The following is a 24,528-nucleotide window of genomic DNA, read 5'->3' on the forward strand; positions in this document are numbered from 1 at the left end:
GGGCGTGCATGATAAAGCGCAAATAAAAATGTGCTTAGCACAGGTCAGTTAGGTCATAACATTTCTCCTATTTGGGTTCGTTAGGGATCGCTTAATTCTCTGCAAAACGCAGGTACAAATAGCCAAATTCAAGGCATAAAAGTGCCTAAATCAGATGAACTAATTTGTGAAGTAAAAAGCTCGAAAGCTTGGTTTCTAGTTGTGAGTAAATTTCACGGGTATGACAAAGCCAAAGGCTTTGTTTGATGACGCGATGACCGATGTCTCGCTATTGTTGGAATCGTGTTTAGATTGTCATAACGCGCTCAGAACGTCAACTATTGATTCCCCCCTCTTTTTTCTTCTTGGTTTAGCGCGGGGTTTGCCACCGCGTCACTCCCCCTTACAAAGGGAGTGACGCGTTCTGTCAGTGTCTTCACTTTTTATTTTGAGCAAGGTTGTTATTCTGTTTCAATACCAGTGGGAAAGCACTTAACAATATCAAAGTTGTTCCCGTCTTTAAAAAGCACCATCGATGAATTCGGTCCGATGAAAATAACTGGTAACTTCTTTTCATCTTTAATCAGTACATCATTCTTACAATGATGGTTACTGTTCATATCTGTTGCTTGAGCAACTCTTATCAATTGGTTTTTAGTGAAATTTTCATCTCTAGCTACACTCTGTAAAATTAAAAGCACAACACTTAACATAAACAACGTTTGGATGATTACCTGACGTGAAGAGTCCCAAATTTGGTGCTTAGCAGTTAATACACTCAAAAAAGTCAAAAGCATGGTTATTGGCACCAAGATCACTGCTAATTGAGAAATAACTTTAAAAACATTGATGAATATTCCGATGACTATTGTAAAAGGAAATAACGAAGCCTCTATACCAAAAATCATATTGATTTGACTGAAGGTAGTAACAGTGGCCCAATAACTAAAGCTAGCAAAGAAGAAACTAAAGACTACTTTCGTAGAAGTATATGAAATCAAGTTCTTATATATCGAAGTGTCCTCAAAAAAAATCATAACCGCCCAAGCCATTGTAATTGTTCCGAATAATAGAAGAGGAATTACTAAATTCCCCTCCTTTAAAAATATGGCTAGTACCCATGCAATAGTACCCACTTTGGCTAAATTGTTGACCTGTGAATTACCTCGCTCTTTTTGAGCATAGCGATCTAATCGATACGCCAGATATTCCATAATATTCGGCCAGTTGATTTTCATGAAGAAGGTAAACGAAACTATGAAAAAAACAATCACACAAAGCCAACGGAAAAATTCCGATAGACTTTTTATAGGTATCGATATGTTTTCACCTAGCCCAAACGCAATTGTTACTGAAATGAATAAAAAAACTAGACTTCTAGTTAGATTAATAGAATTACCTTTAGTGATTTCCTTAACTACAGCGCTGTTGTTCAATGCGTTATCATTACCCATATATTTTTCTTCTTTTGTAAAACAAACTTAAAAATGATTTTGCCAAACTACGCTTTGGTAAAAATCTATTTATTTATATTTAAACACTGTATTTAAAGGTATCACCAGCTAAAAGTGATAGTTCACTAAGTTTACAGCTTTAAGCACTGATTTATACTGAACCTAAAACACCTATCACTAATTCACCGACACTGTGCTCTAAAGGCGTTGCAAGGAGCGAATTAAGGCCTTTAAGCTGCTTAAACTAGGAAAATACTAGATTTCATTTATCAGGTAAGGCCTACCATGAAGCAATATGCATTATTTATTGAATTTCAGACACGACAAAGCCCTGCATCGAGGCAGTTCTGATTTGGCTTTGCGAAAGCTTTATCAAGCTATAGGAATATCGCGGTATCGCTCGATAGGTGGTGCTTCGCACTCTTTTTTGGGGATTATCGCTTGGCACACTTTGGCTTTACTTGCCTTCACTTCACCAAACACAAATTTTGCTACACGACTTACTTGCTCTTTGATCACCAAAAACAAACCAAGTGGCTGCATGGTTTCAATTAAAGACTTTACCGTCATATACGCCCATCCCAACTTTTTAGAAAGCTGAGAAATACTTTGTTGGTAGGTATCTCGCTTATTACGAGTCGATAGTTTGCTGGCTTTGATTTTACTGCTGATCAACGCATGTAACATCAGCATTTTGTGTTGGTGACGAGAGTCATATCGGCTTTTTGAGTCGAATAAATGTAGCTGAAGACCATAGAGGGGAAGTGTATGCCCTGCTTGTTGGCCATGAATAATTTGCGTGTAGCTTTGAAGTAGCCGGTAGCCTAGTGAGTGTTTTAAATTAAGCCTCAATGTACGGCTGTAGCCTTTTGTACACTCTTCAAACAGAAATGGCTGTTTTTCATCACTTTCAGCGCTGAGAAGCTGACTCAGCGCATTTTTTACCGCGTTGACTGAATAGCAAAGGTGTTTTGCGATAGATGAAACGCTGGAATTAAATTTTCCGTGTTTAGCATGGTGATACGCAATATGGCCCAAAACTAATGCCTGGGTATCAGATTTAGTCTCATGCAACACTTCTAGTGAGAAGAAGACTTGCTTCTTTTTACCTTGGTTGCCCAAGTTTTGCTTTGCACCTGGTGCAAATTTATTTTTTTGATTGTGACTCAACTCATTTTCGACAGGAACGTCGTCAGCAAATTTTTAACTACCTACTAGACACAGGATTACCCTACAGCTAAGATAGCCATATAAACACTTTCGAATGTTTATGAAAGCCGCGTTGGAAACTTAAGTCGCCAAACTTAATCTGAGTTTCTTTATCGCGGTTTTTTGCTTTCTGGCGTTCGCTAAATCGCCTCCGTCATGCGTGACGAAGCTATAGGTTTTGTAGGAAATGGGTATTTTTGTAGGAAACGGTATTTTTAAAATGCGCTGTAAACGAGAGGGGATGGTGCCCAGAGGCGGAATCGAACCACCGACACGAGGATTTTCAATCCTCTGCTCTACCGACTGAGCTATCTGGGCAAATTTTTTGGCTTGTGCCGAATTAAATGGTGCCGACTATCCGAGTCGAACGGATGACCTACTGATTACAAGTCAGTTGCTCTACCAACTGAGCTAAGTCGGCACACTTAATAATGGTGCCCAGAGGCGGAATCGAACCACCGACACGAGGATTTTCAATCCTCTGCTCTACCGACTGAGCTATCTGGGCAAAATTTGTTGCTTATATTTTAATTCCTAGCAAGGAAATGGTGCCGACTATCCGAGTCGAACGGATGACCTACTGATTACAAGTCAGTTGCTCTACCAACTGAGCTAAGTCGGCGCACCTAAAATGGTGCCCAGAGGCGGAATCGAACCACCGACACGAGGATTTTCAATCCTCTGCTCTACCGACTGAGCTATCTGGGCGTGCGGCGTATTAAACGGGTTTTGCCCTTTCAAGTCAACTTTTTTTTCAAACTTCTGCTTGTTTGAATATTTTTCAAACAAAGGAATGAATTTATTGCTCAAAATGGCTAAGTTTCAAACAACTTAATTTACGTTCAGCTAACCTAAGCTACCCTTTTATCTGATTAAAACAGGCTGCTTAGCGTAAAAACGTAGAGAAAAAAACATCAGACAATGGTACGATTGTCGGTATATTAAGCTTTAACTTAGCTTTAACATTGTGTCGCGAAATATCGGAACATTTCAATGCAAAACTCATCTCCAATAAAAATTGCTGGGCTATTGCCTTTAATACTGATGATAGCCCTTGTCACGGGGGCTATTTGTGCAGCAGCAGCTTATATGCTGCCGCAGGCCAATCAGATAAGTCAGGTGCCTAATATTCAAAAACAAGCCGACGAACTTGCATCGCCTCTTGCCGATATAATGATGAAAACAGGGTTTTCACAGGCTAAGCAAATCCTGCAAGGCATAAAAGAAGGCTCACCCGATGTCGATATCTATTTATATAGCTCAACAGGCATGGCGGAACCGTCTCTTATCTTTCAAACAAGCGACACCCCAGTAGCAGCAATTTCACAGCAAAAGAAAATCATTGAGGGAGATATAGTTACAGTCTATAAGCCTTTAAAGTTGGACGAACAAGCCGTTGGTGAGCTGGTGCTACGTTATCAATCGAGTACCTCTACACAAAGTCCAATGATGGGGTATATGCTCTTTGCTTTAGCGCTGGTTTGTGCATTTTTATTAGCAGCCGTTGCTAAAAAGCGTATTGTGTCACAGCTTAATAATGACACCAAAAAATTAGAAGCTGAACTAAAACTCGTGGTCGATAAACAAGACTATCGTGTACATCTTAATAGCGATTTAGGCTTTGGCCTAGAAAGCATCGCCTTTGCAATTAACAATGTACTGCAACAAGTACAGTCTGTGATTGATAATAACCAAGAGTCACAAAAAGAACTTAAACAATTACAAACAAGCCTTGAAACCGAAGTCCAAGCGCGAACGCTTGCCTTAGAAAAAGCAACACTTAACGCAGAGCGCGCCAATGACGCTAAAACCACCTTCTTGGCCACGATGAGTCACGAGATCAGAACCCCAATGAATGGCGTCATTGGTACCATTGATCTACTACGTCAAACAGAACTTGATGGTGCTCAACATCGTTTAACCACCATTATCCGCGATTCTGCCTTCTCACTACTGGGGATTTTGGATGATATTTTAGACTTCTCTAAAATAGAAGCGGGTAAGCTGCAAATCGACAACAGTATATTTTCAGTTTCAGAAACCATTGAAGAAGTAGCACGCGTACTCTCGTCAGTTGCCAAGAAACGTAAACTCGACTTACAGCTCGCGATTGCCCCTGATATTCCAAACAATCTCGTAGGTGACACGGTTCGTGTTCGACAAGTACTATATAACCTATGTAGTAACGCCATTAAATTCACAACAACTGAAGGTGAGCGACAGGGTTATGTAAAAATCACCGTTGAGGTTGCACAAAACACGTCTGAACATTACACCTTGCGCTTTAGAGTAACCGATAACGGCAAAGGGATGACACAAACTCAGTTACGTGAAATCTTTAACCCATTTATTCAAGCGGAAGGCTCTATTACCCGAGAATTTGGTGGTACAGGCCTTGGTTTATCAATTTGTAAGAGCCTAATTGAATTAATGTTAGGCTCAATTCAAGTCAATAGTGACATTGGCATGGGCAGCGAATTTGTTGTTGAATTGCCGTTTAGCACGCAAGGCAAAGTTGAGTACGCACATAAGAGTAAACTCGGCCAACGAAGAGTTGTAGTTCTGACCGGTAATAATGATAGGCGTAATATTTTATGCCGTTATTTATCATTTATGGGCGCGAATACCGTAGCGCTTGGCTCCATGGATGAGTTTGATGAGTTTCAGTATCAAGAAGGCGTTATTTGGGTCTTAGATGGTTTAGAAGGTATGGCACCCGTTAATGATCAATTACGTTCTTTATTGTATTCATTAGAAAACAACAAACAACAAGTCATCGTGCTAAGCACGATGGATGAAGCCGCTGTAAACCATGAGAATATTTTCTACCTCAATGCGGCACCACTGTGTAAAAGCTCGTTCATGACTTCGGTGATGGTCGCTGCTGGGCTACATAAACCGAAAGCACTTAAACCGTCACGTAGTATGAATAACTACCTTAACGTAGATCAAGCACGTGCTGAAAATAAACTCGTCTTATTGGTTGAAGATAACGTGCTGAATCAGCAAGTACTCACCGATCAATTACACTTGCTTGGTTATGGCGTAGAAGTTGCTGAAAATGGTGAAGAAGGCCTCGAGGTTTGGCAAAAAGGTAACTTCCCTATCATTCTTACAGACTTACATATGCCCAAGATGTCTGGGTACGATATGGTTACTCGAATTCGAGATATTGCAGAGCAAAGTAAAGATATTAACGCTCAGCCGTATATCATTGCAGTAACTGCTAACGCGCTCAAAGGTGAAAAAGAACGCTGCATTGCCACCGGTATGAATGATTACATCACTAAACCTGTAGAGTTGAATGTACTCGAAGCGACATTAATGAAGTGGCAGGAAAAACATGCCAATGACTTACCAACGCCTGAGTCAACCAACAGTGATATTAACACCAACACCACCGATACACCTGCGACTCAAGAACTTAAAAACCCACTTGTTCAAGAACCCAGTAGTGAACCTGAAATATTGGTTACGCCGGCGGTTAATCTAGAAACGCTAAATAAATACGTTAATCATGATGAAGCTAAGCAATTACGTTTTTTCCGGATGTACTTAGAGCAAAGCAGCATGCTAACCAGAGAGGTGAACGGCGCTGTGATTTCTATGGATCAAGCTGCGATCATTGAGGCCTGTCATCAGCTTAAATCAATATCAAATACGATTGGCGCAGAAAAAGTAGCTGAAACCGCGACAGAATTTGAAAGCCAGTGTAAAGCCGGCGATTTAACTGCTGATGAGCTTATCTCATTGCGTGATAGGCTTGACCATGATTATGCTGATGCGACGCAGTTTATTCAAACTCATTTACAACAAGCAGAAGTGAGCGAGTAGCAACCGTTAGTTTAAATGATAAAAAAGGCGCTATAGCGCCTTTTTTGTCTCAGTTTGACCTGCATATAACTATATAAAAAAGTAAAGCTTTGATAGTACGGTGGTTTACATACCCTACTTCCGCCACCTCACATAAACAGCGGATATAACCGCGGTTTAAATATGGTCAATCGTACTTTACTCATTCCAAAGTACATAGATCAACTTAACCACTAATGACGCCATAACAAGCGGAAATATATACTTGCTGTAACGCTGCATTTTATCCAGCCCCAATTTATGCTGATAACGCTCCAATAATGGTACCAAGATCAGTAAAGTAGCAAATAAAACCCCTAATATGATCAATACATTCATTGTGCTACTCCCCCTTCCATCTCTTAACTGTGCCTGTTATATCATAAAAATGAGGAACAAAAAAAGCGCAGCCTAAACTGCGCAGTCGGTTGGAGACGTTAAAATTCTGTCGATTTAGCCTACTAATGCCAGAAGTATCCCTGCTGCTACCGCACTACCCAGTACACCAGCAACATTAGGGCCCATTGCGTGCATTAATAAAAAGTTATGCGGGTTACTTTCAAGCCCTACTTTATTAACTACTCGCGCCGCCATTGGCACCGCAGATACGCCAGCCGCACCTACTAGCGGATTAATAGGGTTACTTGATAGCCTATTCATCAATTTAGCCATGTACACACCGGATGCAGTTCCGATTGAAAATGCTAATGCGCCAAGCAATAAAATACCCAATGTTTCAACTGTTAAGAAGTGCTCGGCCGCTAATTTAGAGCCAACGGCTAACCCCAAGAATATTGTTGTGATATTGATTAACTCGTTTTGTGCGGTATTACTGAGTCTATCCACTACACCACACTCTCTCATTAAGTTACCTAAACAAAACATGCCAACTAAAGGAGTTGCTGAGGGCAAAAATAAGATGGTCAAGCTCAGTACCATCAAAGGAAACAAAATCTTTTCCTTTTTAGAGACCACACGTAATTGCGGCATCGCAATAGAGCGCTCTTCTGGTGTCGTTAATAAGCGCATAATAGGCGGCTGAATAATAGGAACCAATGCCATATAAGAGTAAGCAGCAACAGCAATTGCGCCAAGCAACTCAGGCGCCAATTTTGATGCCAAGAAAATTGCCGTTGGGCCATCCGCACCACCGATGATCGCTATAGCCGATGCATCTTTAAGCGTAAACTCAAAACCAGGTACATAGTTTAACGCGATGGCGCCAAACAGGGTGGCAAAAATACCAAACTGCGCGGCAGCGCCTAAAAATAGCATTCGAGGGTTCGCAATTAACGCACTAAAGTCGGTCATTGCGCCCACCCCCATAAAAATTAAGAGGGGGAATACACCACTGTCTATACCTATGTAATAAACGTAATACAACAACCCACCGGGATCAGCTAACCCAGCCACAGGGATATTGGTTAAAATAGCCCCAAAACCAATGGGTACTAACAACAATGGTTCAAAACCTTTGGCAATGGCCAAATACAATAAGCCACAGCCAACCGCCATCATAATTAGCGCGGGCAGCGTGAAGTTGGCAATACCAGTGGCTTGCCATAAGTTCAATAATCCGTCCATATTAGCTCCTAAGCCAATGCTATCATGGCGTCGCCAGTTGCGACTGAGTCACCTTCGGCTACAAAGACTTCTGATACAGTACCTGTTGAGGTAGCTCGTACTTCAGTTTCCATCTTCATGGCTTCCATGATCAAGACAACATCACCTTGGGCAACCTCATCACCCGCGCGTACTTTCATTTTGAAAATATTACCAGCCAAGGGTGCATTGAGCGTATCTGACGAACTCACCGATGCTGATTGTGGAATAAGCTCGCTGTCTTTCACTTTTACTTCTTTTAATTCTCCGCCAGCTGCAACCACAACGTCATAGACTTTGCCATCAACTTGTACACTATACCGCTCAGGGCTCGCCTTGCTTGGGGTTGGCTTGTTCTGTACTTTTGACTGACTGGATTCGACTAACGTTGGTTTAGGTTCAAACGCATCTGGGTTATGTCTATTTTTCAAGAACTTTAAGCCAACCTGTGGGAATAACGCATAGGTTAAAACATCATCAATTTGTTCTGAAGCAAGTTCAATCGACTCTTCTTTTACCTTCCCTAGCAATTCAGTATGTAAACTTTCTAATTCAGGCTTAATCAAATCCGCCGGGCGGCACTGTATTTCTTCAGCGCCATCCAGCACTTTAAGTTGTAGTGCTTTATCTACCGGTGCCGGTGTCGAACCATATTCACCTTTTAATACACCCGCGGTTTCTTTGGTGATAGTTTTATAGCGCTCCCCAGTGAGTACGTTCAATACCGCTTGGGTCCCGACGATTTGTGAAGTGGGTGTAACCAAGGGTAAAAAGCCTAAGTCTTCTCTTACTTTTGGAATTTCTTTTAGTACATCATCTAGCTTATCAGCTGCGCCCTGCTCTTTAAGCTGATTTTCCATGTTCGTCAACATACCACCTGGAACTTGTGCCAGAAGAATTCGACCATCAACTCCCTTTAAGCTACCTTCAAACGCGGCATATTTTTTACGTACTTCGCGGAAGTAACTCGCAATTTCTTCAAGTTCCGCTAAATTAAGCCCTGTATCTCTGGCTGTTCCTTCTGTAATAGCGGCAATAGTTTCCGTCGCGCTGTGCCCGTAGGTCATACTCATTGACGAAATTGCGGTATCAAGCATATCAATACCCGCATCAATCGCTTTTTGATACGTCGCGGTGCTTAACCCTGTTGTTGCGTGACATTGCATCGCAATAGGCACTGATACGGTACTTTTTAGACCCAATATCAACTGCTCTGCATCATATGGCTTGAGTAACCCCGCCATATCTTTTATACAAATTGAGTGACATCCCATATCTTCAAGCTGTTTTGCTTGCGCTAACCACATATCAAGAGTATGCACCGGGCTCACTGTGTAAGAAATAGTGCCTTGTGCATGAGCACCAACTTTAATCGCAGCTTTCACCGCAGTTTCTAAATTTCTTACATCATTCATCGCATCAAAAATACGGAATACATCCACACCATTTTTGTGCGCGCGCTCTACAAATTTTTCAACAACATCATCAGCATAATGACGATAGCCCAATAAATTTTGGCCTCGTAATAACATTTGCTGCTTCGTATTTGGCATCGCTTCTTTTAAGGCACGAATGCGCTCCCAAGGATCTTCACCTAAATAACGAATACACGAATCAAAGGTCGCTCCACCCCAAGACTCAACTGACCAGTAACCTGCTTTGTCTAACTTTTCTGCGATTGGTAACATATCTTCTAGACGCATACGGGTAGCTAGCAAAGACTGGTGAGCATCTCGTAAAACGAGCTCTGTAAGTTTTAATTGTGACATGAAAGACCCCTATTATTGTTTTGTTCGGTATTGCGTGATTGCAGCACTAATCGCGGCAATGTGAGCATTTGGCACCCCGCCTGACGGCTGGCGACGCGTGGTTGGAACACTAGGAGCTTCTGCATCTGGTTTGGCAATCTTGGACAAATTCGTCACTGCCAAAATTAAAATAGATAAAAACACAAAGACTCCAATCATGCCTGTTAGCATTAGGCTAGCTGCCTGAATTAACAATGCGCCTATATCCATAACTCTCCCCTTTAGTCTCTCGACAAATACAACCTGCGTTAATAATCATTTTTTATAAATATTTATTCACCCATCATACCAAAACATCATCACATGTAAATAACATTGTAAATTGGTAATACCAAAAACAATTTACACATATTTATCATGAAGTTAAAAACAAAGGCGCTATACATGAAGACTAAAAACAGCATAAACATGAAAAATATTCAAAATAAAAGGTGAGAATATCTAAGATTATTTATTTACAACCTCATAAAACTGTCACTAAAACACCACAAAAAAATTGGTAATACCAAAGTAACCATTTATTTAAGTGCATTAAAAAATCGTATTAGGGCCTGCTAAACCAGAGATGTAGAGCACGGTTAATGCGCCCTGCAAAGCAATACGGTACAATGTGATAAACGTTAGGAGCGTATATGTACACAGAAAAATTTGTATTAGATAAGCCGTATTTTCAAGAATGCTTTGATGAATCGATTAAACTTGGCGATCACAATAAACCCAAATATTTTTTACTTGTATTACTCATCGCCTTGGGTCTATTCAGTATTTATGGGCTGACAGAACATTATTTAGGAAACTTCCTGATCCTACTTGCGGTAGTTGAATGTTTAGCTTTTTACTATCGCCGACCATGGTGGATAGCACGTCAAATGTTAAGCCGCGCGAGTGGCAGTACTGTAGAACTTCATATTGATGACACACATATCGAAGCAAAAAATCCTTACAAACACTATCAATTAAGTTGGCAGGAGATTGACAGCATCATTGAAACAGATAAAGGGTTGGTTTTAAAAAGTAATAAAAGGATGCAATACCTTTCTAATCGTTCTATCAGTGACGACACACGGACATTTATTTTATCACAGGCAAAAAAATAGCCACATGCTGTGGCCATTTTCACAAATTCTTGTGCTGATCAGATATTGCCGGTCGTTGGGTTAGACTTTTCAGCCTGAATACGCATGTAGATCTCTTCACGGTGAACTGAAACATCTTTAGGTGCATTTACACCAATACGCACTTGGTTTCCTTTAACACCAAGTACAGTTACAGTAACTTCATCACCAATCATCAGGGTTTCACCTACTCGACGAGTTAGTATTAGCATTCTCTTGCTCCTGTTATTCCAAAAATTAAAAGATTCCGCGTCTTTTTCATTTTAATGAAAAGTTACAGTAAAAGTAAGCAAAAAACGTCCTTACTCAGTACTTTCCGAGAAAAATGTAGCGTGTAATGTCCTTACAGCTAATTCTAGATATTTTTCTTCCACTAATACTGAGACTTTTATCTCAGAACTAGCGTCCATTAGTGTTTTTATGCCTTCTTGGGCTAAAGCACTAAAAAATTGACCGGTCACAGTACAATTTGATTTCATGCCCAAGCCAACAGCAGAGACCTTAGCAACGTCCATGTAACTTTCAACATGGTGTGCTCGTATATACCCTAAGTTTGACTGCAATATCTCAATCACCTGTAAGTGATCATTACTATGCACAGTAAAAGCATAGCCTATTTTTTCGCTATGTTGCTGAGTTTGCGTGATCATATCTATTGCAATATTATTCTCAGTACACAACGCCTCTATCAATTCTAAATTAGGCACATGCGGCATACTACCTATGACAGTAACCTGTACTTCATCGCGTGATGCTGCAATACCTGACACAACCCTCTGTAACATCGAATTGTCGTCATAGGTTATTAAAGTGCCTGCATCAGGAGAAAAACTAGAGAGTACCCTCAATGGCACTTTGTGTCTGCCAGCAGCTTCTACAGAGCGAAGGTGTAATACTTTCGCACCCAAACCAGCCAATGAAAGCATTTCATCACAAGTGATACACGCTAAACGCTGCGCTTTAGGTTCAATCCGCGGATCAGTCGTATATACGCCATCCACATCCGTAAAGATCTGACATTCGTCCGCCTTTAATGCAGCAGCTAATTCAACTGCGGTGGTATCTGTGCCACCACGACCTAAAGTAGTGATATTGCCCTCGTTATCTCGGCCTTGAAAGCCTGCAATAATGGCAATGCGATTATGCTCTAGTTCTTGCGCTAATCGTTTGGTGTCGATGCGCTCAATATGCGCTTTACCAAAATGATTAGTCGTTTGGATCCCGACCTGGTCAGCCAGTAGGCTTATTGCAGAATGACCACGTTTAATGATTGCCATCGCCAACAATGCGACACTCACTTGCTCACCAGTCGTAAGTAACACATCGAGTTCACGGCTATTTGGACGAGTATCTAGTTGTCGGGCCATGTCAATTAAACGATTTGTTTCGCCTGACATGGCTGATAGCACAACAACAACTTGATGACCTTGCTGTCTTGTCTTTACGACTAATTCAGCAACAGCTTCGATACGCTCTAACGAGCCTACCGAAGTGCCACCAAACTTTTGTACAAATAATGCCACCTGTTACTGAGTTTTCTCAGCAACCCATGCATTAACACTTGCCAGTGCAGCATCTAGATTTTGCGGCTCTGAACCACCCGCTTGCGCCATATCAGGACGACCGCCGCCTTTTCCGCCAACTTGTGCAGCCATGTGATTCACTAACTCACCAGCTTTAAGCTTGCCAATAAGATCTTTTGTCACACCGGTGATCAAACTCACTTTATCGCCGTTGGCAACACCGAGTGCAATCACCCCTGAGCCCATCTTATTTTTAAGGTCATCCACCATGCCGCGCAGCGCTTTTGATTCAGTACCAGCCACATTAGCAACCAATAGCTTGATGCCGTTAACGTCAACTGCTGAATCAAGTAATGATGCACCTGCTGCACTTGCTAACTTATCGTTTAATTGAGAAACCTGCTTTTCCAGGCCTTTGGCTTTTTCTAGTAGCGCACTGACTTTTTCTAGTGCGTTGTGGCTATCGCCTTTCACAAGGGCAGCAATATCAGCCAGCTGCTGCTCTTGCTGAGCAACATACGCAATCGCATCTTCACCGGTAACAGCTTCAATACGACGCACACCCGCTGCGATACCGCCTTCAGATACAATCTTGAACAAGCCAATATCACCTGCACGCTGAACATGTGTTCCACCACAAAGCTCTATCGAATAATCACCAATCGATACCACTCGGACTTCATCATCATACTTTTCACCAAACAAGGCCATCGCCCCTTTTGCTTTGGCGTCATCAATATCCATTAACTGCGTATCAAGCGCAAAGTTACTGCGAATTTCAGCATTAACGGCATCTTCAAGTTCACGTAATTGCGCCTTAGTAACCCCTTCAAAATGTGAGAAGTCAAAGCGTAACTTATCAGGCATCACCAATGAGCCTTTTTGTGCAACATGATCACCTAATAATTGGCGAAGTGCTTCATGAAGAATATGTGTCCCAGTGTGATTTTTCTTGATACGGTCACGACGCTCGCCATCAATCTGTGCGTCAGCTTTATCATTAATGCCAATGCGCCCTTGTACTTTACCGTGATGAGCAAATGCATTACCTAGTTTACGCGTATCAGCAACTGCAAACTCACCACCTGTTACTGTCAAAGTACCTGAGTCACCAACTTGACCACCAGACTCTGCATAGAAAGGTGTTCTGTCTAAAACTACAATCCCTTCTTGCCCATCTTCTAGTACGTTAACCGCTTGCCCTTCAAAAAACAGCTCAATGACGGTACCGGTGTAGTGTTCAGCATCATAACCTTTAAAATCTGTTGATTTTTCAGACTTTAATTGTTCATTATAATCTGCACCAAACTTACCAGCTTGTTGTGCTTTTTTACGCTGAACTTCCATACAGTCTTGGAAGCCACGTTCATCAATCGTCATAAAGCGTTCACGCGCTACATCAGCGGTTAAATCGGCTGGGAAGCCATAAGTATCATAAAGCTTAAATACCAGTTCACCCGGAATCACATCGCCTTCGATATTCGCTAAGCTTTCTTCTAAGATTGCTAAACCACGCTCTAGTGTTTTACCGAATTGCTCTTCTTCTATGCGTAGCACTTTTTCAATGATTGCTTGTTGCTTAGCAAGCTCTGGGTAAGCATCACCCATTTGTTCAATTAATGCAGCCACCAACTTGTAAAAGAATGCACCTGATGCGCCTAACTTATTGCCATGACGCACAGCACGACGAATGATCCGACGTAATACATAGCCACGACCTTCGTTTGATGGCATAACACCATCTGATACTAAAAACGCACACGAACGAATATGGTCGGCAACAACGCGTAAAGATTTATCTTCTAAATCTTTGGCATTGGTTACAACAGCAGCAGCTTTGATTAGCCCTTGGAATAAATCAATTTCATAATTTGAGTGTACGCCTTGCAAAATAGCAGCAATACGCTCCAGACCCATTCCCGTATCAACTGATTGCTTTGGCAAAGGCTCCATAGACCCGTCAGCGTGACGGTTGTATTGCATAAATACCAGGTTCCAGATCTCAATAAAGCGATCGCCATCTTCTTCTGGAGATCCTGGAGGACCACCCCAAATATGCTCACCATGGTCGTAGAATATTTCAGAACATGGTCCACACGGGCCTGTATCACCCATTGACCAGAAATTATCAGCAGTATCGATGCGAATAATTTTATCGTCACTTAGACCAATCTCTTTTGACCAAAAGTCATACGCTTCTTCATCCGTATGGTAAACCGTGACCAACAGCTTCTCTTTTGGTAACTTCACCACATCTGTTAAAAACTGCCACGCAAATGTAATGGCTTCTTGCTTGAAGTAATCACCAAAACTAAAGTTACCCAGCATTTCAAAGAAAGTATGGTGACGTGCCGTATAACCGACATTTTCTAAATCATTATGCTTTCCGCCAGCTCGTACACAACGTTGAGAGCTAGTTGCTCGGGTGTAAGGGCGAGACTCAGCCCCTAAAAATACGTCTTTAAACTGCACCATGCCCGCATTGTTAAATAACAAAGTCGCATCATTGCCCGGAATAAGTGAACTTGAAGGGACAATTTGGTGTTGTTGAGTGGCAAAGTAGTCTAAAAACGCTTGCCTGATCTGTGCGGTAGTCATGTGCTGCATGTGATTATTCACCCATTGTTGCTGCTTGCATTGCAAAATCTATTTCTTCATAGCCAAAGCCACGGTACATCATGTATCGTACCCGCTTTGCCTTTTCTTTGTAATCGAGGTTAGGGGCCGTTATTGCATATTTTTTTTCATACGCGGCCTGCGCCAACTGAAACCAATCAACTTCAAGGGCTTCTATAAGTTGCACCAACTGGGCTCGATCAACCCCTTTATTCACTGCCTCAGCCAATACTCTTCTTTGGCCAAGACCTTTATTTATCTGTCGTCGTAAAAAGCTTTCACAATATCGATCTTCATCGATATATCCAAGCCTTTCACACCAGCTTAAAAGCTCTTCAATATAACTTTCAGATGCTTCTTTTGCCTTTAGCTTTGTCGTTAACTCTTTCTTTGAGTATTCTTGGCGAGCTAATAACCACAATACATAATTCTTAAGTTTTTGTTTACTTTTATCATCCATCTAAGCGTCAAATCGCCCTGTATTATTGTCTTCGTTTGTAACTTCGTGCGTTGCTGAATCTTTATTATCAGAAGGTTTTTCATCAGCCATAAAAATAGCCTGAAATGAAACAAAAAAACTAATATAAGACAAGGGGATAATTACCAATAATGGGATCATGCTAAGCGGTATTGACGCAACGATTAACAGCGCAATCACAAAGCCATAAACGCTTAATGGCGCCATATTTTTTTGGAATACAGTTAAAGACTGCATGATCGCTTTAAATATACGCGCTTCACCTTTAAAAAAGACTAAGGGCAATGCATAAGCAAACGCCATTAAGTTCACACAGTGTGCAATTGCAAACAGCATTATATCTGACATCGATAAACTGGCTAACACTGCATTTAACAGCTCATCTGGCTGCTGGTTTGGCGTTGCATCTTGCATAATCGCAAACGCATCAGAAAAGAGTAAATCAGCCAGTAAGGTCAACAAAATAATCACCCCCATCTGGTACAAACCTAAGCGAAATAAGTTTAAGCGCCGTCCTTTTGCACTAAATGGTGCCAAAATATCAGCAAGACTGATACTTTTCCCCTGTTGTTTGCTGATCACAGCCATATACATTCCCGCTGTTAAAAACGGCGATGCAAAAGCAGCCACTATCTGAAGTGGTGGCGCAATCAGCGGAATAAGTGCTGTGATCACGATAAATAAATACATAAAAACAAACGTCATGGGCTGAGTTTTAAAAATAACCCAACCGGCCTTCAACCACTGTATACCCATGGCGGCTTTAAATACTTTAAATTCTGGTGACATAACGGCTCAAAGCTAATAAAAACATGCAGATTATACCCAAGAGGAACAAAATTGCGAGTTTATCGCTCGATTCTAGCGGCGTAAAAAGTAAAAATGCGGCACTCAGGGCCGCATTAAAAAATAAAGTGTATTAAAGCTTATTCTGATTTTGATATTTTCTTAATATTCAACATGTGATCGCCATGTTTTACTTTTGTCTCAAGATAGCTTCTGTTACCGGCTTTAACGTGTGCTTCAGTGCCTACAACTTCATCAACTGTTATCCCTGCATTACGTAGTGCATTGAGTTTTTTTGGGTTATTGGTCATCAATTTGACATGAGATAATCCCATCGCCTTAAGCATTAACACGGCATCTGAAAAATCACGTAAGTCATCATCAAACCCTAAGTGATTATTAGCTTCATAAGTATTCATTCCCTGAGATTGCAACACATAGGCGTCTATTTTATTGTATAAACCAATACCGCGGCCTTCTTGACGAAGATACAATAATATTCCACCTTGTTGGTGCATTGTTTCAATACACTCGTTTAGTTGCTCACCACAGTCACAACGTGAAGAGTGAAAAACATCACCCGTTAGGCATTCTGAATGCATACGGATCAGCGGGATCTCTTGCTGTGACTCAGCCTGGTTAAAAATCAATGCAACATGCTCTTGCCCATCTTGTAAGCCACTAAATGACACGATTTCCGCGGGGATATGACTATGCTGCCCCACATTCAGCTGAACTCTCGCTCTTACTTCTGCCACGACTTCAGAACCTATAAATTTAATTAATGTGATATTATCACAGTCATTCTCTGCAATAATATAGATATGGTGTTCAAATAGAAAAAAACAAGCTCGTTATACGTAACCACACCATCATGAGTTCAATGCTTAACAACAAATAATCACCCTTAAGCCCTCTCTATTATTGAAATACAAATAACACCAGCTAATCTTAATTTAAGATCATATCTTCAACGCGCACTGTACCGTCGGACCTGAACAATGAGAATATTGGCTGCCTTATTATTATCCACACATTTAACAGCTGAGTGTTCAACTTTGAATTTGGACGGGTTTGCCAATCTATCATTAACTACCAGTTCATCTGAGACAGCAAAAATACGGCATTTGATCTCTCAACCTCATGGGGTCAGAGATAATGAAATAGGCTTATACAATTCATCTATCGGTATGCAATTAGAGTGGCAACATTCCGCTCGCTGGCAAACAGTTGTTCAGGCTGTAATAAAAGACCAAGAAAAGCATGGTCTAGACACACTCGCTCAACTGGCATTTATCCGTTTTATGCCCAGTGCAAACTGGACACTACGGGCAGGAAGAACTGGGCTAGATCTATTCATGATGACCGAATACCGTGATATAGGCTACTCCTTTACCCATGAACATTTGCCAACAGAATTTTACGCCATCATTCCGCATCAAAACATTGATGGTATTGACGTACGGTATAAAACACCAACCTCTCTAGGGTTATTGGGTTTACATGCCTTTATTGGCCGCTCAACTGCACCTATTGTGAGTGATGATAACTTCTATTGGGATGCGGAGCTTGCCAACATTAAAGGGCTTACCCTTAACTTAGACAGGCACAATTGGTCATTTCGGATTAACTATACCCAATCCAAGTCAGGAAATGAAAATGAACAACAAAAACAACTAAAAGAAGCTATCTCCCAGGTTCCAGTGCAAATTTGGCCCAATCAAGCGCAATTAACAGACTCATTAAATATTGTGGGTAAACAGTTCAATTATGGTGCTTTGGGCGTCAGATATGACAACGCTGTTTGGCTTGTTCAATCGGAACTCTCTTATATCAATTCTAATTCCGAAGTGCTGAACCACCTAAGAAGTGGTTATGTCAGTGTTGGCAAACGCTTTAATGAACATACATTAATGGCAACCGCATCAATTGCCAAGTCAAATAATCAAGTGCCCGAGCCCCCGCTTGTATCAAACCCTGAGCTCGACTACCTTTACCAGAGTATCATTCGTCACACCAATTTTTATCTGATAGATCAAAATACGCTATCATTCACTTGGCGAATGGAACTAAATAATACCGTAGCCTTAAAAGTTCAAATTGACCACACGAGCGTACAACAGCTGCCATCAGCTTTTTACTTACATAAGCCAAGCCTTAACCCTGACAATGACTTCAATACGTTAGGCGTTAGCCTTAATTGGGTGTTCTAATGTTAAGAGCAACCCTCCTTGTACTCTTATTATTTTGCTCATGGACGCAGGCTCAGCAAGACCTTGTCGTGATCGTCAACAAAACGAACCCTACAGATACACTTTCCCACAAAGCCGTAGTGGATATGTTTATGGGGAAATACCTTGCCTTTCCTGACGGCTCTATGGCGCAAACCTACGATTATCAAAAAGACAGTCAGATCCGTTCTACTTTTCTCAGTGCCATTACTGGGCGCTCAATAAGTCAAATTAATGCTTATTGGTCACGGGTGCGCTTTAGTGGCAAAGTCTCGCCACCACAGGTATTCCCAGATGTCATGACCGTGTTAGATAAAGTTGCACACACAGCCAATGCAATAGCCTATGTGCCAGCCCACACTGTGACTGCTCAAGTGAAGGTGGTATATACAATTGCTCAATAAACATAGTTTAATTACCCGGTTACTGTTCATCGTTATCAGTGCAGCGATTTTATTTGCACTTATTTATGCCAAATTGCATTACAGTAATGTGTTTGACAAAGAAATGCAGCGCTCAAATAATACTATATTACAAATAGGCCAAACCGTATCAGCAACTGCGTCAATTGCGGCATACTTAGAAGACAAAGATTTAGCCAATGAAGTATTAAATGGCCTAGTTAGTAATGATGTGATTTTAGCTGCTCAACTCAATGGCTTGAAAAGCGTACTAGCGAAAAGCATCCTTTATAAAACAGACCTCCCAGTTTCATTCTCGTTGAGTAACCCATTCATTATTGGTGAGAAAATAGGGGCTATTTATATTGAGCCAAACACCATTTTCATTGAACAAAACGCACAAGCGATTGCATTATCGAGTGTACAAACTCTGATGGTTGTCATTGTGCCTATGCTACTGATTTTTGCCGTACTAGTTTACCTCCTCATCACACAACCTTTAAACAATTTAAGTGGCCAGCTCTCGGTAATAAATCCTGGAAGGGGTCAACGCATCGCCATTCCAAAAACGCATAAACACAGTGAAATAGGCACAATATCTAACAATATTAATAAACTACTCTCTCGTACTGAGACGCTTTTTATGCAAGAACGTAACCTCAGGCAAGAAATAGAGCTATTTGAAAAGCGCTTCAGGCTAATGTTTGAAAAGTCCTCATCTCCGACTCTATTAGTAAAAGAGAGGGGCGACATATTACTCATAAATGAAGCTGCTCAGGATTTATTGATTGGACTCGGTCTTGATTTAGAAGAACGCTTCCCTGATGCACTCGGTAAAGCATGTAAGACACCGGATATTCTCTATACCTTTACCAGTAATAGCGTTAACCAAAAGCAAGTAATGCAATCTGAATTTGAATTCTGTAACCAACTCACGCAGGAAACGGTGTGGCTCAACATTATCATTATCAATACAGAAAGCGATGATCAATGGTATTTACAAGTATTTATTAGTGACATTACAATGAAAAAAGTAATGATTTCACAGCTAAAACAAAAGGCCCAGTATGATAGATTAACGGGCCTAAATAACCGATATGGCGCTGAGTTAATTTTACTCGAATGGCTCGATCAACAACGTCCATTTAGCCTTATATTACTGGACTTAGATGAGTTTAAACCCATCAATGATATTCACGGCCATAATGCCGGCGACGCCATGCTGCAACATATCGCTGAACAATTAAAACTGAACGTACGGGAAGACGATTTAATATGTCGCTGGGGCGGAGATGAGTTTTTAATTGCGCTAGCCAATATTTCCAATCAAGAAACAAAAGATATTGCAACCAACCTAACTAACGTTATCTCCACCCCACTAAACTATACCAAAGCAGATCAGGTACATACGTTAGTGGTGAGTGCGAGTTTGGGCATAGCCTGCCACCCACAGCATACAACATCACTCAAAGCTTTGGTGGAATGTGCAGATGTTGCCATGTATACGATAAAAAGAACCAGTAAAAATAACTTCGCTTTTTATCAAATATAAATGTGCTTTAAAATTGCTTTAGTATGTTTGACTGATATTGAGTGATATCTAACTCAATATTATAACGCGCAGTGAGTGTATCCAATTGCGCTTGCCACATCGTTAAATCTTCCATCGTGATGGTATTATCATCCAGCTCCCACAATTGTTTAGAGCCGGTATAACTAAACTGAATCGCCAGCATTGCATCGGCATTGCCCTGCTCAGCTGCTTTCTTTAATTTCGCCATTTTTCGGGTAATTTTATTAAGCGCTTGCTTTAAATCCCATACATACGCCACTTCATACATAAATGGATGATGCTTCACTTTTAACAGTACAACACCAATTGCCGCGCTCGTAAGAATGACCCCCGTTAAATTCCAATGAAAATGACTTCCATCAGAGTCTGGAAACAGTGCGATCAAACACTGCGCGATACCTAAACTGCCCGCCGTTAATGCAACAACACACGCGCCAATAACATAGTTCAGGTGCTTACGATATCTGGCTTTATTTATTGTCTCTAACTGCATAGGGTAATCTCTAAAATACAACTGCTGCGGATTGTACTCGCAATTTAGAAACAAAAAAATAAAAGTCACCCCTTTTTTGATCTTGTTCCGTTCTATGAAATAACTAACCTACAAAAGGAATATGCTATGTCAGCGATCATATATAGTCCGACCCCCTCTATTGCTAAAATAGTTGTCTCTGCGGCTGGTGCCTTAATGGTGACATTTGCTGCATTTGTGTTTATGGATCATTTGATCAGTCAAGATCAAATAAAAGCGCCAACAGTACCAGAGGTGATAGATCTATCCCTTTTCGTAAATAAAGAAGATTCAGCAGTAAAGATCAAAAACGTACTGCCGCCGCCACCAACCCCAAAAGTACAGCCTCCAAGGCCAATAGAGAGTACCTCTTCAACTCCCGTAGACCCAGCCTTTACATTTACACCCACACTTAACATCGGTGAAATCAAGCATGTGTCCCCCATATTGAGCCCGCAAGATACCGAAGCAACTGCGATTGTACGCTCTGAACCGAAATATCCAATTACTGCTGCGCGTGAGGGGATAGAAGGATGGGTACAACTGCATTTTACCATTGCACCCAATGGTCAAGTCACCCATGCCACCGTCGTTAATGCACAGCCAAAGCGTATTTTTAACAAAGAAGCCCTGCGTGCAATAAAACGCTGGAAATACAGACCAAAAATAGTCGATGGACAAGCCATCGCTCAACCTGATCAAAATGTTGTGCTAGAGTTCAAATTAAATCAGTAACTTTATTGGGTAAATACAAGCTGTATTTACCCAATAAACTTTGAGGAAAGCCTATGCTAATAGCCTTAAGATCATGGTTAAAGTTAAATACGCCAGCTAATGATCCACTGCATGAATACAAAAAAACAGGCCAAGACTACTTTCTTGAGCAAGCTATTGATGAGTATAGCCATGATATATTTCACTTTATCAGCAGCCAAAGTAATCGCATATTGGCTGATGATATTTGCCAAAAGACGTGGCTAAATGTCGTAGAAAAACGCCATACTTATCATCAGCAAAGTACCCCTAAAGCCTGGCTATTTTGCATTGCTCGCAACGCATTAATTGACGAGTTACGCAAAACAAAAAGAATGGTACAACTCGATGAAACAACGTTAATCGCTGCACAGTCAGATAGCACAAACGTAGATGCTCTGGGCCAAGCAATGATCACATTGCCATTTTTGCAGCGAGAGGCACTCATGCTTCAGCTTGAAGGATTCTCACTACAAGAGATTTCACAAATTACACATCATAATCAAGAAACCATTAAGACCCGTTTACGATATGCCAAAAAATACTTAAAGATGAATATGGAGAGCAATGATGGGTAACGAAAAGCAATTCGATCAAGCACTCAAACGAGCGTATAAAAAAAATAGAACGCCGCTAAGTGCACATCAGCTTGATGCTTATAAACAAAGTTGTGCGAAGAGTAAAAAGTACCTATCTTGGCAAAGGGCGCAATGGTTGTTGGCTTGTACTGGAGTCGTCTTTTTATGCGCACAATTATTTATTGCCACACCAAATAATGACCCTATTACTTCAGATACACGAGCGAATATCCACTATAACAATATTGAGATACATCGCGTTACAGACGGGCAATACCAGCGTGAAATTGTTGCACAAAAGCAGAACCTCGATGCACAGTTAGCGAAAAGTCAGGCACTACGTCAGGCCACTATTTATCATGGTGAAGTAATAGAACAAGACGTCAATGGCTGGCTTATCGCTGATTGCCAAAGGAACACCTTAATAAGCCTTGAACAAAGCTTATTGGAACAGTTAGTACCAGATTGGAGGACTCTCCCTTCTCATGTTGGTAGGTATTTAGCACTCAATCACAACCGTGTAGGGCAAATCACGGGGTTGCAAATTTCAGGACCAAGCGCTGTTACAAATGGGCAACAAATATATAGTTGCCCATAGTGGCTCACGGCTTATACTCTCATACGCTTAACTTCGCTTAAGACTTTGTTTGTACATACTTAAAAATGCTTCGCTTAAATTAAAATGATGCTAGCGACAAAAAAGCCTATAAGCGCAAGAGCGCCACCCACTAATGCATAAGGCAATTGTGTTTTCACATGCGTTAATAGATCACAACCCGATGCCAGTGCTGAAACGGCACTTGTATCAGAAATAGGCGAGCAATGATCTCCAAAAATACCCCCACTTAAAATTGCCCCAACAACCAGCGAAGGAGGTAATCCCAACGTCTGAATTAGAGGTACACCAATAGGGATTAAAATCGCAAATGTGCCCCATGAAGTCCCGGTGGTAAATGACATCACCGCGCCCGTTAAAAATAGCACTGGCACAATAAAGTAAATAGGTAAGTAGTCACCCACTAAAGAGGCGACGAAAACCCCCGTTCCTAACTCTTTAAGGCTTGCACCTAGTGTTAATGAGAGCAATACAATAGAAACAAGCGGTAATAACTCACCCATTCCTTTAAACCCCACATCAACGAGCTGATGATGTGTGAAACGTTTATGGGTCAACAATAATAGATAAGCGACTGCACACGCCAATACGGTTGCGTACAACACCGACTTTGAACCACTCCCCTGCGCAAGCTCACCACCCCCAGTCCAAAACATAAAGCCAACCATACTGACAATTAAGGTCAATAATGGAATAAGCATAAAGCGTGCTTTACTTGCTGCAGGGCCGCTATCCATTTCCACTGAGTGCTTTGTAAGCTGCTGCTCCGCTTGTTTCATTGGGCCGTGAACTTTGTCGAACACGATGGTGTATAACACAATAAGCAGTGCAATAATGGCGTAAAAATTAAATGCCACACTGCCCCACAAAATGCTAACCGCCGATTGCTCTAACTCATAGTTACTTAGCAGCCCCAGCACATACGCCCCCCAACCATTGAGCAAAATCAAAATGCATACTGGAGCACTGGTACTGTCAATAATGTAGGCCAATCTGGCGCGACTCATTTTAAACTTATCAAACAAGCCACGAGACACGATACCTGAGGTCAGCACACTCATATTCGATTCAATAAATACCGCAGTTCCGGTAAACATCGTTAATAAACCAACTTGTCGTTTGCTCTTAGCAACCCCTCGATTCATCAACACGTTCACAGTAGCAGCCACACCACCAGACTCTCGGATATAGGCCAGTAATGCGCCAATCACGATGCTAAAAATTAGTATTCGGCTATTCCCTGCAGATGTTGCGACTGAAACAACACGCTCAACACTATTCACAACTGTCATAAGTATATTGCTTGCATCACCCTGCAAAACCAGCAAAAACTCTGAGCTTAATAGCGCTAATACCAACGCTAAAATCACTTCCTTGCGCCAAAAAACCACTAAAATGGCTATTAATGGCGGTAATATAGAATACCAAGTCATAAGTTCCCTT

At 41.3% G+C, this 24,528-nt stretch carries 22 protein-coding genes and 5 tRNA genes; 8 read left to right on the forward strand and 19 right to left on the reverse strand.

Annotated features, from left to right (window positions below; translation table 11 throughout):
* Positions 1–440 precede the first annotated feature (440 nt).
* The 7 genes from PCIT_RS08780 to PCIT_RS08810 all read right to left on the reverse strand — a co-directional run bounded on the left by PCIT_RS08780 (position 441) and on the right by PCIT_RS08810 (position 3,350).
* Positions 441–1,433, reverse strand: a complete 993-nt coding sequence (locus PCIT_RS08780; protein WP_010362903.1) for a hypothetical protein — start codon at positions 1,431–1,433, stop codon at positions 441–443.
* A gap of 372 nt (positions 1,434–1,805) precedes the next feature.
* Positions 1,806–2,603 (reverse strand): helix-turn-helix domain-containing protein, encoded by a 798-nt coding sequence (locus PCIT_RS08785; protein WP_010362902.1) that lies wholly within the window; start codon positions 2,601–2,603, stop codon positions 1,806–1,808.
* A 281-nt stretch (positions 2,604–2,884) separates the two neighbouring features.
* Positions 2,885–2,960: transfer RNA gene (locus PCIT_RS08790), tRNA-Phe, on the reverse strand.
* A 27-nt stretch (positions 2,961–2,987) separates the two neighbouring features.
* Positions 2,988–3,063: transfer RNA gene (locus PCIT_RS08795), tRNA-Thr, on the reverse strand.
* An 11-nt stretch (positions 3,064–3,074) separates the two neighbouring features.
* A tRNA-Phe gene (locus PCIT_RS08800) sits at positions 3,075–3,150 on the reverse strand.
* A gap of 38 nt (positions 3,151–3,188) precedes the next feature.
* Positions 3,189–3,264, reverse strand: a tRNA-Thr gene (locus PCIT_RS08805).
* Between the two features lie 10 nt (positions 3,265–3,274).
* Positions 3,275–3,350: transfer RNA gene (locus tag PCIT_RS08810), tRNA-Phe, on the reverse strand.
* Positions 3,351–3,635: 285 nt separating this feature from the next.
* Between PCIT_RS08810 and PCIT_RS08815 the strand changes: the two genes are divergently transcribed.
* Entirely contained in the window at positions 3,636–6,476 is a 2,841-nt protein-coding gene (locus PCIT_RS08815; protein WP_010362901.1) for an ATP-binding protein, read from the forward strand.
* A gap of 177 nt (positions 6,477–6,653) precedes the next feature.
* Here PCIT_RS08815 and PCIT_RS08820 read toward each other — a convergent pair whose 3' ends face one another.
* The 4 genes from PCIT_RS08820 to PCIT_RS08835 form a co-directional block, all read right to left on the reverse strand.
* A complete protein-coding gene (locus PCIT_RS08820) occupies positions 6,654–6,833 on the reverse strand; it encodes a hypothetical protein (protein ID WP_010362900.1) in 180 nt (59 codons plus the stop codon).
* 114 nt (positions 6,834–6,947) lie between these two features.
* Entirely contained in the window at positions 6,948–8,078 is a 1,131-nt protein-coding gene (locus tag PCIT_RS08825) for a sodium ion-translocating decarboxylase subunit beta (protein ID WP_010362899.1), read from the reverse strand.
* Between the two features lie 8 nt (positions 8,079–8,086).
* Positions 8,087–9,865, reverse strand: coding sequence for a sodium-extruding oxaloacetate decarboxylase subunit alpha (oadA, locus tag PCIT_RS08830; RefSeq protein ID WP_010362898.1), 1,779 nt, complete (start codon positions 9,863–9,865; stop codon positions 8,087–8,089).
* A 12-nt stretch (positions 9,866–9,877) separates the two neighbouring features.
* On the reverse strand, positions 9,878–10,114 hold the full coding sequence (locus tag PCIT_RS08835; RefSeq protein ID WP_010362897.1) for an OadG family protein: 237 nt from the start codon (positions 10,112–10,114) through the stop codon (positions 9,878–9,880).
* 422 nt (positions 10,115–10,536) lie between these two features.
* On the opposite strand from PCIT_RS08835, the gene PCIT_RS08840 reads away from it, so the two are divergent.
* On the forward strand, positions 10,537–11,001 hold the full coding sequence (locus PCIT_RS08840; protein WP_010362896.1) for a YcxB family protein: 465 nt from the start codon (positions 10,537–10,539) through the stop codon (positions 10,999–11,001).
* A gap of 38 nt (positions 11,002–11,039) precedes the next feature.
* Here the strand turns inward: PCIT_RS08840 and csrA are convergent, their stop codons facing one another.
* From csrA to PCIT_RS08870, 6 genes are all read right to left on the reverse strand, one after another.
* On the reverse strand, positions 11,040–11,231 hold the full coding sequence (csrA, locus tag PCIT_RS08845; RefSeq protein WP_010362895.1) for a carbon storage regulator CsrA: 192 nt from the start codon (positions 11,229–11,231) through the stop codon (positions 11,040–11,042).
* A gap of 90 nt (positions 11,232–11,321) precedes the next feature.
* Positions 11,322–12,542: an aspartate kinase gene (locus PCIT_RS08850; protein WP_010362894.1), complete on the reverse strand. Its 1,221-nt coding sequence runs from the start codon at positions 12,540–12,542 to the stop codon at positions 11,322–11,324.
* Between the two features lie 3 nt (positions 12,543–12,545).
* Positions 12,546–15,149 carry an alanine--tRNA ligase gene (gene alaS, locus PCIT_RS08855; RefSeq protein ID WP_040696277.1) on the reverse strand — a complete coding sequence of 868 codons (2,604 nt, stop codon included), beginning with the start codon at positions 15,147–15,149 and terminating at the stop codon, positions 12,546–12,548.
* 4 nt (positions 15,150–15,153) lie between these two features.
* On the reverse strand, positions 15,154–15,618 hold the full coding sequence (locus tag PCIT_RS08860; protein ID WP_010362892.1) for a regulatory protein RecX: 465 nt from the start codon (positions 15,616–15,618) through the stop codon (positions 15,154–15,156).
* Positions 15,619–16,425: a BPSS1780 family membrane protein gene (locus tag PCIT_RS08865; RefSeq protein ID WP_010362891.1), complete on the reverse strand. Its 807-nt coding sequence runs from the start codon at positions 16,423–16,425 to the stop codon at positions 15,619–15,621.
* Between the two features lie 137 nt (positions 16,426–16,562).
* Entirely contained in the window at positions 16,563–17,180 is a 618-nt protein-coding gene (locus tag PCIT_RS08870) for a GTP cyclohydrolase II (protein WP_010362890.1), read from the reverse strand.
* A gap of 243 nt (positions 17,181–17,423) precedes the next feature.
* Between PCIT_RS08870 and PCIT_RS08875 the strand changes: the two genes are divergently transcribed.
* Genes PCIT_RS08875 through PCIT_RS08885 form a run of 3 tightly spaced genes read left to right on the forward strand, consistent with a single transcriptional unit; the run spans position 17,424 to position 20,606 of the window.
* A complete protein-coding gene (locus PCIT_RS08875; RefSeq protein ID WP_010362889.1) occupies positions 17,424–18,635 on the forward strand; it encodes a hypothetical protein in 1,212 nt (403 codons plus the stop codon).
* Positions 18,635–19,057, forward strand: a complete 423-nt coding sequence (locus tag PCIT_RS08880; RefSeq protein WP_010362888.1) for a type 2 periplasmic-binding domain-containing protein — start codon at positions 18,635–18,637, stop codon at positions 19,055–19,057. The genes PCIT_RS08875 and PCIT_RS08880 overlap by 1 nt, the downstream gene beginning before the upstream one ends.
* Positions 19,047–20,606 carry a sensor domain-containing diguanylate cyclase gene (locus PCIT_RS08885; protein ID WP_010362887.1) on the forward strand — a complete coding sequence of 520 codons (1,560 nt, stop codon included), beginning with the start codon at positions 19,047–19,049 and terminating at the stop codon, positions 20,604–20,606. Before PCIT_RS08880 ends, PCIT_RS08885 begins: the two co-directional genes overlap by 11 nt.
* A gap of 7 nt (positions 20,607–20,613) precedes the next feature.
* Here the strand turns inward: PCIT_RS08885 and PCIT_RS08890 are convergent, their stop codons facing one another.
* Positions 20,614–21,120: a DUF3087 domain-containing protein gene (locus PCIT_RS08890; protein WP_010362886.1), complete on the reverse strand. Its 507-nt coding sequence runs from the start codon at positions 21,118–21,120 to the stop codon at positions 20,614–20,616.
* A 126-nt stretch (positions 21,121–21,246) separates the two neighbouring features.
* On the opposite strand from PCIT_RS08890, the gene PCIT_RS08895 reads away from it, so the two are divergent.
* The 3 genes from PCIT_RS08895 to PCIT_RS08905 are packed head-to-tail and all read left to right on the forward strand — an operon-like array spanning position 21,247 to position 23,067.
* The gene (locus tag PCIT_RS08895; protein ID WP_010362885.1) at positions 21,247–21,873 is read left to right on the forward strand and encodes an energy transducer TonB; all 627 of its coding nucleotides are present in this window, start codon (positions 21,247–21,249) and stop codon (positions 21,871–21,873) included.
* Between the two features lie 53 nt (positions 21,874–21,926).
* On the forward strand, positions 21,927–22,469 hold the full coding sequence (locus PCIT_RS08900; RefSeq protein ID WP_010362884.1) for an RNA polymerase sigma factor: 543 nt from the start codon (positions 21,927–21,929) through the stop codon (positions 22,467–22,469).
* Positions 22,459–23,067: a hypothetical protein gene (locus PCIT_RS08905; RefSeq protein ID WP_157592765.1), complete on the forward strand. Its 609-nt coding sequence runs from the start codon at positions 22,459–22,461 to the stop codon at positions 23,065–23,067. Before PCIT_RS08900 ends, PCIT_RS08905 begins: the two co-directional genes overlap by 11 nt.
* A gap of 74 nt (positions 23,068–23,141) precedes the next feature.
* On the opposite strand, the gene PCIT_RS08910 is transcribed toward PCIT_RS08905, so the two are convergent.
* On the reverse strand, positions 23,142–24,518 hold the full coding sequence (locus tag PCIT_RS08910) for a Na+/H+ antiporter NhaC family protein (RefSeq protein WP_010362882.1): 1,377 nt from the start codon (positions 24,516–24,518) through the stop codon (positions 23,142–23,144).
* Positions 24,519–24,528 lie beyond the last annotated feature (10 nt).

The organism is Pseudoalteromonas citrea, assembly GCF_000238375.3.
GTDB lineage: Bacteria > Pseudomonadota > Gammaproteobacteria > Enterobacterales > Alteromonadaceae > Pseudoalteromonas > Pseudoalteromonas citrea.

Excerpts from the sequence above, each read along its gene's own strand:
- PCIT_RS08780 (WP_010362903.1), bottom strand. The coding sequence starts at position 1,433 with ATGGGTAATGATAACGCATTGAACAACAGCGCTGTAGTTAAGGAAATC.
- PCIT_RS08815 (WP_010362901.1), top strand. The coding sequence starts at position 3,636 with ATGCAAAACTCATCTCCAATAAAAATTGCTGGGCTATTGCCTTTAATA.
- PCIT_RS08820 (WP_010362900.1), bottom strand. The coding sequence starts at position 6,833 with ATGAATGTATTGATCATATTAGGGGTTTTATTTGCTACTTTACTGATC.
- PCIT_RS08825 (WP_010362899.1), bottom strand. The coding sequence starts at position 8,078 with ATGGACGGATTATTGAACTTATGGCAAGCCACTGGTATTGCCAACTTC.
- oadA (WP_010362898.1), bottom strand. The coding sequence starts at position 9,865 with ATGTCACAATTAAAACTTACAGAGCTCGTTTTACGAGATGCTCACCAG.
- PCIT_RS08835 (WP_010362897.1), bottom strand. The coding sequence starts at position 10,114 with ATGGATATAGGCGCATTGTTAATTCAGGCAGCTAGCCTAATGCTAACA.
- PCIT_RS08840 (WP_010362896.1), top strand. The coding sequence starts at position 10,537 with ATGTACACAGAAAAATTTGTATTAGATAAGCCGTATTTTCAAGAATGC.
- csrA (WP_010362895.1), bottom strand. The coding sequence starts at position 11,231 with ATGCTAATACTAACTCGTCGAGTAGGTGAAACCCTGATGATTGGTGAT.
- alaS (WP_040696277.1), bottom strand. The coding sequence starts at position 15,149 with ATGCAGCACATGACTACCGCACAGATCAGGCAAGCGTTTTTAGACTAC.
- PCIT_RS08860 (WP_010362892.1), bottom strand. The coding sequence starts at position 15,618 with ATGGATGATAAAAGTAAACAAAAACTTAAGAATTATGTATTGTGGTTA.
- PCIT_RS08865 (WP_010362891.1), bottom strand. The coding sequence starts at position 16,425 with ATGTCACCAGAATTTAAAGTATTTAAAGCCGCCATGGGTATACAGTGG.
- PCIT_RS08875 (WP_010362889.1), top strand. The coding sequence starts at position 17,424 with ATGAGAATATTGGCTGCCTTATTATTATCCACACATTTAACAGCTGAG.
- PCIT_RS08880 (WP_010362888.1), top strand. The coding sequence starts at position 18,635 with ATGTTAAGAGCAACCCTCCTTGTACTCTTATTATTTTGCTCATGGACG.
- PCIT_RS08890 (WP_010362886.1), bottom strand. The coding sequence starts at position 21,120 with ATGCAGTTAGAGACAATAAATAAAGCCAGATATCGTAAGCACCTGAAC.
- PCIT_RS08895 (WP_010362885.1), top strand. The coding sequence starts at position 21,247 with ATGTCAGCGATCATATATAGTCCGACCCCCTCTATTGCTAAAATAGTT.
- PCIT_RS08900 (WP_010362884.1), top strand. The coding sequence starts at position 21,927 with ATGCTAATAGCCTTAAGATCATGGTTAAAGTTAAATACGCCAGCTAAT.
- PCIT_RS08905 (WP_157592765.1), top strand. The coding sequence starts at position 22,459 with ATGATGGGTAACGAAAAGCAATTCGATCAAGCACTCAAACGAGCGTAT.
- PCIT_RS08910 (WP_010362882.1), bottom strand. The coding sequence starts at position 24,518 with ATGACTTGGTATTCTATATTACCGCCATTAATAGCCATTTTAGTGGTT.